We start from the raw sequence: 11,709 nt of genomic DNA, 5'->3' as shown, positions 1-11,709 counted from the left end.
GGGAGTAGGAGAGAGGATGGGCTGATGAAGCCGATGGGCGCCGCACCCCTGCGTCCGACCGACGCGCGCGAGATCGGGCCGTACCGCCTGCTCGGGCGCATCGGAGAGGGGGGCATGGGCACGGTGTTCCTGGCCATCGCGCCGACGGGACGGCCTGTCGCGGTCAAGGTGGTGAAGGCGGAGTTCGCCAACCAGGAGGGGTTCAGCGCCCGCTTCCACGCGGAGGTGGACAACGCGCGCAGGGTCGCGTCGTTCTGCACCGCGCAGGTGCTCGACAACGGCAACGACAGCGTGGGCAGGCCGTACATGGTGACCGAGTACATCGCGGGCGTCCCCCTGTCGGACCAGATCAGCGAGTACGGCGCGCTGGAGCCCGCCGCGCTGCACGGGGTGGCGCTCGGGGTGGCCGCCGCGCTGGCGGCGATCCACGTGGCGGGGCTGGTGCACCGCGACCTGAAGCCGGCCAACGTCATCCTGTCGATGTCGGGCCCTCGTGTGATCGACTTCGGCATCTCCCGCGCCCTCGACCGCGAGAGCAACTTCACGCTCTCGGGGGAGCTGCTGGGCAGTCCGGGCTGGTGGGCGCCTGAGCAGGTGCGGGGTCAGCAGGTCACGCCCGCGGCGGACGTGTTCGCGTGGGGCTGTCTGGTCGCGTTCGCGGGCAACGGGCGCCACCCGTTCGGGCGCGGCGACGCGATCACCATGGCCACCAGGGTGCTGCACCAGACCCCCGACCTCGGCGCGCTGCCCGCGCCGCTCAACGACCTCGCGCAGCGGGCGACCACGATGGACCCGCTGCTCCGTCCCACCGCCCAGGACCTGCTCCTGGCGCTGGTGGGCGGTCGCCTGCCGACGCCCGATCCGCCCACGGTGATCGCCACCGACCTCCTCGACAGGAACTGGGAGCCGCCGCCCAACGTCGCCGACACCGCGGTGCTGTCGGCGACGATCCCTCCGCAGGAGGAGGTCCGGCGGGGCGAGGAGCCATCGGTGCCCGGGCGGGGTGAGGCGCCGCGGGAGGAGCCGAGGTCCAAGGGCAGGCGCTGGCTGGTCGCGGCGGCCGCCGTGGCGGGCGCGCTGCTGGTCACGGTCGCCGTCCTGCTCGCGCGCGGCCCCTCGGTCACTCCTCCCGCGCAGCAGGCGGGCGGCGCCGGCACTCTCACCGCCCCCGACGCGGGCAGGCGCGTCGGCCTCGGTCCCGCGTTCGACGATCCGCAGTTCCTCCTCACGGGACGGCCCCGCTGCGGCCTGACCGACTACAAGGGCGCGAGATCCTCCGACGGCAGGTACTGCGTGCTCGGCTGGGCGCTGCTGAACCCCGGCGGCACGGCGCGCGCGCTCGGCGCCTCGGGCGTCGCGCTCGTGGACGACAGGGGCGGCAGGCACGAGAGCGCGCCCTCCTCCACCAGGCTGCCCGCCACCATCGCCCCCGGCGAGCGCATCGACGGGGTCTTCGTCTTCGACCTGCCTCCCCAGCGGCTGCCCTCGGTTCTGGAGGGCACGCTGATGGAGGGCGGCCAGCGGATCGAGGTACGCCTTTCATGACGCGCACGCTGCTGGTCCTGGCGCTCCTGACGGTTGGCCTCTCCGGGCACCAGACCGCGGGAGCATGCACGGGCGACGTCGTGGTGGGCGACCCCTTCGACGGGCCTGGCGCGGTCCATCGCCTGTCGGACGGCGCGCTCGTCCCTGTGGAGGCGCCCGAGCTGGGTGAGGGCGACGCCTTCGGCTGGTCGGTGGCGATGGCGGAGGTCGACGGCGACGGCTGCGGCGACCTGCTCGTCGGCGCGCCGTACGCCGATGTCGAGGGCCGTAAGGACGCGGGGGCCGCCTACCTGCTGACCAGCAAGGGTGCCACGGTGCGGCTCACCGCCCCCGAGCCGCAGCAGGACGCCCACTTCGGCTGGACGGTGGCCGCGAAGGGCGACCTGGTGGCGGTGGCCGCGCCGTACGAGGACCTGGCGGAGGTCAAGGACGCGGGCTCGGTCTACGTCCGGAGGGGCGAGGCGCCGCTGCGCAGGATCGGCCAGGACACCCCTGACGTGCCGGGCAACCCCGAGGTGGGCGACCAGTACGGCTGGGCGCTGGCCTTCGGCGTTGGCAACAGCCTGGTCGTGGGCGTGCCGTACGAGAACGACGACGGCACGGGCGTCCAGGTCGAGGAGGGCAAGCTCGACTCGGGCTCGATGACCGTGCTCGCCGACGTCACCGCGCAGCGGCTGTCGGGCACCAAGTGGGAGCCGCCCGACCGCGCGACGGGCGACAGGTTCGGCTACGCGGTCGCCTACGTCGAGGGCGCGGGCATCGCGGTGGGCGCTCCGCAGGCCGGGTTCGTGCAGCTGTTCGACGAGGCGGTCGCCCCCACGAGGAAGGTGACGGGTGAGGGCGCCTTCGGCTTCTCCCTCGCCGCCGCCAAGGACGGCAGGCTGGCCGTCGGCGCGCCCTACGCGGGGTCCACAGGCGCGGTGCGGGTCCTCTCGATGGCCGACGAGTCCGTCGACAGGCTCCTGGTGCCTGGGCAGGGCGCGAGGTTCGGCTGGTCGGTCGCCTTCGCGGGCAACCAGCTGGTCGCGGGCGCCCCCGACGACCAGCCGTACGGCACGGCCGGCATCGCAGGACGCAACGCCGACACCATCGAGGCGGTGAAGCCGCCGAAGGGCGCCGAGTTCGGCGCCTCGATGGCTAGCTGAACAGCCTGGCGCCGCAGTGCGGCCACTGTCCCTGCCAGCGCCCCGCCACCCGCTGGTAGAGCAGCTGCGCCCGGTAGGTCTGCTCGTCCGCGGGCCAGAGGTTCGGCGTGCTCGTCCCGCCGACGGCCAGCCACATCGACAGGCTGAACTGGTAGAGCCCGTAGTAGGGCCCCGAAGGGTTGAAGGCGCGCGGGTCGCCTCCCGACTCGCACGCGGCCAGGCCCGCCCAGTTGAGCGCCGCCACCTCCGCCGTGATCGGCACCGTGCGCGGCGGCGCGACGGGGCCCGGAGGTTCGACCTTGATGACGGTGCCGTGGCGCGGGAAGCTGCCAAGCGGCGGCGTGACGCGGTAGCCGTCGCCGTGCCGCACCCGCTTCTGCTTCAGCACGCCCCTCACGGTGGCGCTGGTGGTCGTGGTGGTCAGCCGGCGGCCTCCGGCGATCACGTGGACCCTGCGCGGCGTCAGCATCGTCACCGCCATCCCCGACAGCGGCACCGCGCCCTCCCTGGAGACCGACAGTCTGCTGCCCGTGTGCTCGATGTCCAGCTCGTCGAGCGCGCCGCCGACGCTCATGGCGGTCACGACGTGCCTGGCGGTGCGGCCGTCGACGGTCAGGGTGATCGGGCGAGCGTGGCGGACCACGATCCGCGCGCCGTCGCTGATCGGGGCGTGGGCGTCCGGATGGAGGTAGTCGTCGGCGCCCACGGCGACCCGCGCCTCCTGGAGCACCTCCGCCACCGTGTCCGCCGAGCTGCGCAGCGCCATGGTCCTGCCGTCCACGTCCAGCGCGACGTCGGCGCCCATGCCGACGACGATCCAGCCGACCAGCGCGAACGCGGCGGCGCCGTAAGCAGCCATCGCCCACCCCGAGCCCCAGAAGGATCTGGGCGCGCGGCGTCGTCCTCTAGCCATCACCCGCGCGAGGCTAGCCCAGGCGGGCGCGGGCTCATCGCGAGATGCCGAAGACAGTCTCTCCGTTGGCGTTGACGGCCTCGCACAGCTCGTCGGCTGGCACGTCCTTGACCTCCGCCAGGCACCGCAGGGTGAGCGGCATGAGGAAGGGCGCGTTGGGCTTGCCCCTGTGCGGGACCGGCGGCAGGTACGGCGCGTCGGTCTCGACCAGGATCAGCTCCTTGGGCGCGACCCTGGCCGCCTCGCGCAGGTACGCGGCGTTCTTGTAGGTCACAGGCCCGGAGAAGGACATGAAATATCCGGCCTCGACGCACTTCTTCGCCATCTCGGCGTCGCCCGAGTAGCTGTGGAAGACCACGCGGTCGGGCGCTCCTTCGGCGGCCAGCACCCTGAACACGTCGTCGTGCGCGTCGCGGTCGTGGATGACCAGCGCCTTGCCCGTGCGCTTGGCGATCTCGATGTGCGCGCGGAAGCTGGCGTGCTGGTCGTCCTTCGAGGCCCAGTCGCGGTAGTAGTCGAGCCCCGTCTCCCCGACCGCCCGCACGTCGGGCTCGCCGGCCAGCGCCTCGATCTCGGCCAGCACCTCGGGTGTGGCCGCGTGCGCCTCGTTCGGGTGGATCGCCACGCCCGCGTAGACGTCGCCGTGGTCCGCGGCCACCCGCGCGCCCCACACCGACGACGGCAGGTCGTAGCCGATCGTGACGAGCCTCGTCACCCCTGCCGCGCGCGAGTCGGCCAGGATGCTCTCCACGCTGGCCGAGGCGGCCTGCGCGGCCTGGGCCACGGGGTCGCCCGAGGAGGCCTGCCTGTTGCCCACCATGATGTCGAGGTGGCAGTGGCTGTCGAAGACGGGCGTGCTCAGCGGCTCTGGCGCGACGGGAAGCTTGCTCACGCACCCCAAGGTACCGGGGAGAATCAGCGTCATGCGGTTCGGGATCCTGGGCGCCACCACGGCATGGCGTGCCGACGGCACACGAGTGCCGCTCGGCGGCCCGACCCGGCGTGCCCTCCTCGCGCTGCTGCTGGCCCGCGCGGGCCAGGTCGTCTCCGCCGGCCTCCTGATCGACTCCGTCTACGGCGAGCAGCCTCTCGCCGACGCCACGCACGCCCTCCAGTCGCAGATCTCCCGCCTGCGCCGCTCGTTCACGATCGAGCTGCTGCCCGGCGGCTACCGCCTCGACGTCGACCCTTCGTCGGTCGACGCGCACGTCTTCCTCCGCACGGCCGACGAGGGCCGCGCCGCGCTGGAGGCCGGTACGCCCGCTCGCGCCGCCGAGCTGCTGCGCGAGGCGCTGGCGCTGTGGCGAGGCCCCGCGGCGGCCGAGGCCGTCCGGTTGGAGGAGCGCAGGCTGTCCGCGCTCGAGGACCTCTTCGAGGCGGAGCTGCGCACGGGCGCCCGCGACCTGGCCGCCGCGCTGCGAGCGGAGATCGAGCGGCACCCGCTGCGCGAACGCCTGCGCGGCCAGCTCATGCGGGCTCTGCACGCCGAGGGCAGGCAGGCCGAGGCGCTGGTCGCCTACGAGGAGACCAGGCGGGTGCTGGCGGAGCAGCTGGGCGCGGACCCCTCGGACGAGCTGACCGCCATCCACCAGAGCCTGCTGCGCGGGGCCAGGCCTTCGGCGCCGCCCGCGCCGCTGACCGGCCTCGTCGGCAGGGAGCCCGACCTCGAGGGCGTGCGCGGCCTCCTGCGCGAGGCGCGCCTGATCACCCTGCTCGGGCCAGGAGGGGTGGGCAAGACCCGGCTGGCGATCGAAGTGGCGAGGGGCGACGACGTCACCTTCGCCGACCTCTCGGCCGTCGGTGACGGCGCCGAGCTGCCGCAGGCCCTGCTGGGCGCGCTCGGCCTGAGAGAGAGCGCGCTGCTGGGCCTGCCCGACGCGACGACGCCCACCTCCAGGCTCCTCGCCGCGCTGGCCGAACGCTCGGCGCTGCTCGTCATGGACAACTGCGAGCACCTCGTCGACGCGGTCGCCTCGCTCGCCGACCTGCTCCTGGCAGGCTGTCCCCGCCTGCGGATCCTGGCCACCAGCAGGGAGCCGCTCGGCATCACGGGCGAGCACCTGTGGCCGGTCAGGCCACTGGCGCCCGACGCGGCCGCCAGACTGTTCGCCGCCAGGGCGAGGGCCGTGCGCCCAGGCTTCACCGCCGACCCCGACGACGTACGCCGCCTGTGCGCGGCCCTCGACGGCCTTCCGCTCGCCATCGAACTGGCCGCCGCCAGGATGCGCACGCACGAGGTGTCCGAGCTGGCCGACCACCTCGCGCTGCGCGGCAGCCGTACGGCGGGCCCCCGTCACCGCACGCTGCGCGCGGTGGTCGCCTGGAGCTGGGATCTGCTCGCGGACGACGAGAGGGCGATGGCCGCCAGGCTGACCGTCTTCGCGGGCGGCGCCACCGCCGCCGACGCCGAGGCGGTGTGCGGCCTGCCGCGCGACGTCCTCGACTCCCTGGTCGACAAGTCGCTGGTGGAGGTCTCGCGCGGCCGCTACCGCATGCTGGAGACCGTCCGGGCCTTCTGCGCCGAGCACCTGACCGACCCCGATCCCGTACGGCAGGCGCACGCCGACCGCTTCCTCGCGCTGGCCGAGCAGGCCGATCCCCATCTGCGCGCCGCCGACCAGCTCGAATGGCTCGACCGCCTGGCGGCCGAGCACGACAACCTCATGGCCGCGCTCCGATGGGCCGTCACCACGCGCAGGACCGGGCTGGGCATCAGACTGCTGGCCGCGCTCTCCTCCTACCTGTGGATGCGCGGCGTCCGCTTCTCCGCCATCCCTCACGCCACCGCCCTGCTCGACCAGGCGGGACCCGAGCCCGACCCCTCGCTCGGCGACGACTACGTGCTGTGCGCGCTCACCGCGGCCGGCGACCAGGACGTGTGGGCCCGCCACAGGGCCGCGGCCGAGGCCATCGCCATGGACGTCAGCAGGGCGCGCCGCCACCCGCTCGTCACGTTCCTGTGGCCGATGGTCACCGCCAGCAAGACCGACGTGGCCGTCGTGCTGGCCGTCCTGGAGCACGGCAGGCGCAGCGAGGATCCGTGGGAGCGCGCGATCGTCCACGTCATCTGGGGCTATCCGCATCTGGCCGCCGGCGACCTCGACGCGGCCACCGCGGAGTTCACCGCCGCCGTCACCGAGTTCAGGGCGCTCGGCGACCGGTGGGGCGCCGCGTTCGCGCTCGACTCGCTGTCGTGGCTGGCCGCCGTCCGCGGCGACCGGGCCACCGCCCTGGCGCTGGTCGAGGAGGCGATCGAGCTGACGGGGACGCTCGGCGCGCTGGAGGACCTGGCCGACCTGCTGTGCAGCAGGGGCGACTACCGCTTCGACGACGACCTGGCCGCGGCCACGGCCGACTACGAGCGGGCCGAGGAGACCGCACGCCGTACGGGCTCGGCCACCTGCCTGGCGGCGGCGCTGCGCGGCCGCGCGGACGTCGCGCTCGCCGAGGGCGACCTGCCCACGGCCAGGCGGCTGTACGAGCAGGCGCTCGAACGGTTCGACGAGCGGTGGGTCAGGAGCTCGGGCAACCTCACCCGCACGCTCGTCGGGCTCGGCACGATCGCCGAGGCCGAGGGCGACCTCGAAGCCGCCCACGCCTGGCACCTGCGCGGCGCCGAGACCTCGGTACGGCTCGGCGCGCTCCCCGACGCCGCCATCGCGATCGACGCGCTGTCCCGCCTCGAATCCGACTCGGCCAGGGCGGCGCTCCTGAAGGAGGGAGCGAGGGGCCTGCGCGGCATGACAGGCGTCGGACACCCCTCGCCCGAGCAGGTGCTTCGCCTGGCCGGGGTGCGGGAGGAGCTGATCCGCCACGCGCTCGCGCTGGGGGTGAGCTCGTGGTGAGCGTTCGGTGAGCGGGGGCGGCCAGGCTCGGCCGCATGAACATCCTGATCTCGGGGGCAGGCGTCGCAGGACCCGCCCTGGCCTACTGGCTCACCAGGCACGGCTTCACCACCACCGTCGTCGAGAGCGCCCCCGCCCCTCGCGCGGGCGGCTACGCGGTCGACTTCCGCGGCCCCGCGCATCTGTCCGTGCTGCGCAGCATGGGGCTGCTGGAGGAGATCCAGCGGCGCCAGACCCACATGGGCGCGATGTCCTACGTCAGGGAGGACGGCAAGAGGATCGCCTCGATGCCCGCCGACCTGTTCGCAGGCGACGTGGAGATCCTGCGCGGCGACCTGGCCACGATCCTGTACGAGGCCACGCGCGACAGGACCGAGTACGTCTTCGGCGACTCGATCACGGCCGTGTCCGGCTCCCTCGTCACCTTCGACAAGAGCCCGCCCCGCACCTTCGACCTGGTCGTGGGCGCGGACGGGGTCCACTCGAACGTCAGGCGGCTCGTCTTCGGCCCCGAGGAGGACTTCGTCACCAGTCTCGGCCTGCACTTCGCGATCTTCACCGTCGACAACTATCTCGGGCTCGACCGCACCGGCCTGCTGTACAACACCCCCGGCAGGAACGTCGGCATCTACAGCACGGGCGGCAGTGACGCGAAGGCGGTCTTCTACTTCCCCTCGCCCACGCGCGACGGCGACCCGATGGACCTGGTCGCCGAGGCCTTCGAAGGCGTCGGATGGGAGGCGCCCGAGCTGCTGAAGCGGATGAGATCGGCCGACGACCTCTACTACGACTCCATCAGCCAGGTCCGCATGGAGCGCTGGTCACGCGGCGACGTGGTGCTGCTCGGCGACGCCGCGTGGTGCCCCTCGCCGCTGTCGGGCATGGGCACGGGCCTGGCCGTGGTCGGCGCGTACGTGCTGGCAGGCGAGCTCGCCCAGGGCCTCGACGGCGCTCTCGACCGGTACGAGCAGGCCATGCGCGACTACGCGCGCGGCTGCCAGAAGTCGGGCGAGAGCGCGGGCAGGTGGATGGTGCCCGAGAGCAGGTTCATGGCGTGGTTCCTCAACCAGAACTACCGGCTGCTCCCCTACCTGCCGTGGAAGGGCTTGATCGCCAAGTCGGTCAGGAAGACGGCGGGAGCCGTCTCCCTGAAGGACTACTAGCTCTCCAGGCGGGGGAAGAGGATCTCGCCCTTGACGACGCGGGCCCCCGCGGGCAGCCTGCCCCACTGGCCCGCCTCGGCCACGCGCTGCTCTGCCAGGGCGCCCAGGTGCTCCTCGGCGCCCAGCGAGGCCCACAGCTTCTCGGCCGTGCCCGGCATGACCGGGTTGAGCAGCACCGCGACCGCGCGCAGCGACTCGGCGGCGGTGTAGAGGATGGTCGCCAGCCTGGCGCGGCCCTCCTCCGAGGTGTCCTTGGCCACCTTCCACGGCTCCTGCTCGCTGAGGTAGCCGTTGACCAGCTTCACGAAGTCGAAGATCGCGCCGAGGCCGCCGGCGAAGTCGAGCTCGTCGCCGATCGCCCTGTCGGCCTTGGCGACGGTCGCGGCCAGCGCGCCGGCCACCGCCTCCTCCCGCTCGGCGGAGGCGGGCAGCTCGCCGTCGAAGTACTTGCCGATCATCGCGGCGACCCTGGAGGCCAGGTTGCCGAAGTCGTTGGCCAGCTCGGAGGTGTAGCGGGCGGAGAAGTCCTCCCACGAGAACGAGCCGTCCTGGCCGAACGGGATCGCCCTCAGGAAGTAGTAGCGGTAGGCGTCGACGCCGAAGTGCTCGGTGAGCTGCCGGGGCGAGATGCCCGTCAGGTTGGACTTGCTCATCTTCTCGCCGCCGACCATCAGCCAGCCGTTGGCGAAGACCTTGCCGGGCAGCGGGAGACCGTTGGCCATCAGCATCGCCGGCCAGATGACCGCGTGGAAGCGCAGGATGTCCTTGCCGACCAGGTGGACGTCGGCGGGCCAGATGCGCTCGAAGCGCTCGGGGTCGGAGCCGTAGCCGACCGCCGTGGCGTAGTTGAGCAGGGCGTCGACCCACACGTAGATGACGTGCTTGTCGTCCCACGGGATGGGGATGCCCCAGTCGAAGGTGGAACGGGAGATCGACAGGTCCTGCAGGCCCGTCCTGACGAACTGCAGGACCTCGTTGCGCGCCGAGGCGGGCTGGATGAAGTCGGGGTTGGCCTCGTAGAACTCCAGCAGGCGCTCGCCGTACTCGGAGAGCTTGAAGAAGTAGTTGTCCTCGCGCAGCCACTCGACGGGCCGCTTGTGGATCGGGCAGAGGTCGCCCTCGAGCAGGTCGCCGGGGGTCTTGAACTCCTCGCAGCCCACGCAGTAGGGGCCCTCGTAGCCGCCCTTGTAGATCTCGCCCTTGTCGTAGAGGTCCTGGACGAACTCCTGGACCCGCTCGGTGTGACGCTTCTCCGTGGTGCGGATGAAGTCGTCGTTGGCGATCTCGAGGTGCTGCCAGAGCGGCTTCCACGCCTCCTCGACGAGCTTGTCGGACCACTCCTGCGGGGTGACGCCGTTGGCCTCGGCGGTTCGCATGATCTTCTGGCCGTGCTCGTCGGTGCCCGTGAGGTACCACACCTGCTCGCCGCGCTGGCGGTGCCAGCGCGTCAGCACGTCGCCCGCGACGGTCGTGTAGGCGTGGCCCAGGTGCGGAGCGTCGTTGACGTAGTAGATCGGCGTGGAGACGTAGAACATGACACCAAGACTAAGGCTCGCCGAGGGCCGGGAACCCCATTACCCCTAGGCTGTGGAGGACTCTTCTCTGGAGACGGCCTCCGCCGCCTCCTCCGCCGCCTTGGCGGCCACGTCGATGGCCGTCTCCCTGGTGCGCCTGATGCCCAGGATGCTGATGAACAGCGCGGCGAAGATCGTCTGGAAGCTCATGATGAGCGCGGTCGCCGAGGGGACGACGATGCGCAGCGACTCGCGCGGGTCGAGCGCGCCGAAGCTGCGGACCTGCCAGTGCACCAGCGACATCACCAGGCCGACCAGACCGGCCAGGGCCAGCAGGCCGCCGACGACCAGGCCCTTCTCCAGTGTGACGATGCTGATCAGCTTGCGGACGCGTGGCGACTCGGGCAGGAAGCCCTCTTCTGCCGCATAGACCTTGGTGAAGAGGGCGAACAGTGCCGCCTGGAAGCCGATCACCACCGCGGCGGACGCGCCGACCAGGGTGTCGACGTCGAAGGCCAGCTCGCCGATCTTCACGGGCCCGAACGTCAGGGCCGCGCCCGCGACCAGGCCGAGCGCCATGAGCACCAGGCCGGGGATGAAGAACAGCCACTTGGGGCTGTAGAGCAGCAGGAAGCGCAGGTGACGCCAGCCGTCGCGCCAGGAGCGCAGGTGCGGAGGGCGGGAGCGGCCGTCGGGCGAGAGCGTGGTGGGCACCTCGCGCACGTCGAGGCCCTGCAGGGTGGACTTCACCACCATCTCGCTGGCGAACTCCATGCCGCCGGTCTGCAGCCCGAGCCGCAGGATGGACTCGCGGCGGAAGCCACGCAGCCCGCAGTGGAAGTCGCCGATCGCGCTCGGGAAGAAGAGCCTGCCGACGAACGACAGGACCGGGTTGCCGAGGTAGCGGTGCAGCGGGGGCATGGCGCCAGGGGCGATGCCGCCCTTGAAGCGGTTGCCCATCACCAGGTCGGCGCCCTCACGCAGCTGCTCGACGAAGGGCAGCAGCGCGGTGAAGTCGTAGGAGTCGTCGGCGTCGCCCATGATGACGTACTTGCCGCGGGCCGCGCGGATGCCGCCCATCAGGGCGTTGCCGTAGCCCTTCTCCTCGATGTGGACCACGCGGGCGCCCGCGTCGCGCGCCAGCTGTTGCGAGCCGTCCGTGCTGCCGTTGTCGGCGATCAGGACCTCGCCCTCGATGCCGTGCTCCTCCATGCACGCAACAGCTTTGCGCACGCAGACTTCCACGGTCTCCGCCTCGTTGAGGCAGGGCATGACCACCGTCAGTTCCACGTCTCGACCCTTCAGTCACGGCACTTCCCAGCCAACCATCATGCCCTGTGCCCCGACGTGGTCGGGTCAAGTCCTCGAAACGAGTGGCATTCTGGAGGGGAATAGTCGTCCAAAAGCTCGATGATATGATCGAGCTGCTCGGCACTGTCGACGCTGGGCCTACCGCCGGGCTGGCGGGATGTGACGCCTGGGGCGCACAGGAAGATCCGGTCCTCTGCAGCGCGATCGGTGGAGGTCAAAGCATGGTGAGCGTTGCAGAGAGAACGCGTGTCGAGCCTTCCGTCCTTGGGCGAA

At 72.1% G+C, this 11,709-nt stretch carries 8 protein-coding genes; 4 read left to right on the top strand and 4 right to left on the bottom strand.

The genetic code is table 11. From position 1 onward, the window contains the following. The first annotated feature begins 24 nt into the window (after positions 1 to 24). Complete coding sequence (locus ABFX55_RS40970) at positions 25 to 1,545, top strand: serine/threonine-protein kinase (RefSeq protein WP_346128777.1); 1,521 nt, start codon at positions 25 to 27, stop codon at positions 1,543 to 1,545. Then, on the top strand, positions 1,542 to 2,690 hold the full coding sequence (locus ABFX55_RS40965; RefSeq protein ID WP_346128776.1) for a hypothetical protein: 1,149 nt from the start codon (positions 1,542 to 1,544) through the stop codon (positions 2,688 to 2,690). The genes ABFX55_RS40970 and ABFX55_RS40965 overlap by 4 nt, the downstream gene beginning before the upstream one ends. On the opposite strand, the gene ABFX55_RS40960 is transcribed toward ABFX55_RS40965, so the two are convergent. Next, positions 2,683 to 3,549 carry a resuscitation-promoting factor gene (locus ABFX55_RS40960; protein WP_346128774.1) on the bottom strand — a complete coding sequence of 289 codons (867 nt, stop codon included), beginning with the start codon at positions 3,547 to 3,549 and terminating at the stop codon, positions 2,683 to 2,685. The two genes, ABFX55_RS40965 and ABFX55_RS40960, sit on opposite strands and share 8 nt — an antisense overlap. A gap of 88 nt (positions 3,550 to 3,637) precedes the next feature. Beyond that, positions 3,638 to 4,495 (bottom strand): TatD family hydrolase, encoded by an 858-nt coding sequence (locus tag ABFX55_RS40955; RefSeq protein WP_346128772.1) that lies wholly within the window; start codon positions 4,493 to 4,495, stop codon positions 3,638 to 3,640. 31 nt (positions 4,496 to 4,526) lie between these two features. Here ABFX55_RS40955 and ABFX55_RS40950 point away from each other — a divergent pair, with 31 nt between their 5' ends. Further along, positions 4,527 to 7,448, top strand: a complete 2,922-nt coding sequence (locus ABFX55_RS40950; RefSeq protein WP_346128770.1) for an ATP-binding protein — start codon at positions 4,527 to 4,529, stop codon at positions 7,446 to 7,448. Between the two features lie 35 nt (positions 7,449 to 7,483). Next, the gene (locus tag ABFX55_RS40945; protein ID WP_346128769.1) at positions 7,484 to 8,611 is read left to right on the top strand and encodes an FAD-dependent monooxygenase; all 1,128 of its coding nucleotides are present in this window, start codon (positions 7,484 to 7,486) and stop codon (positions 8,609 to 8,611) included. On the opposite strand, the gene metG is transcribed toward ABFX55_RS40945, so the two are convergent. After that, entirely contained in the window at positions 8,608 to 10,146 is a 1,539-nt protein-coding gene (gene metG, locus ABFX55_RS40940; protein WP_346128767.1) for a methionine--tRNA ligase, read from the bottom strand. The genes ABFX55_RS40945 and metG overlap by 4 nt on opposite strands. Positions 10,147 to 10,191: 45 nt before the next feature. Next, positions 10,192 to 11,415, bottom strand: a complete 1,224-nt coding sequence (locus tag ABFX55_RS40935) for a glycosyltransferase (protein ID WP_346128766.1) — start codon at positions 11,413 to 11,415, stop codon at positions 10,192 to 10,194. Between the last annotated feature and the right edge of the window lie 294 nt (positions 11,416 to 11,709).

The sequence above is a fragment of the Nonomuraea roseola genome (assembly GCF_039535395.1).
Lineage (GTDB): Bacteria > Actinomycetota > Actinomycetes > Streptosporangiales > Streptosporangiaceae > Nonomuraea > Nonomuraea roseola.
This window is presented reverse-complemented; position numbering and strand designations above follow the sequence as displayed.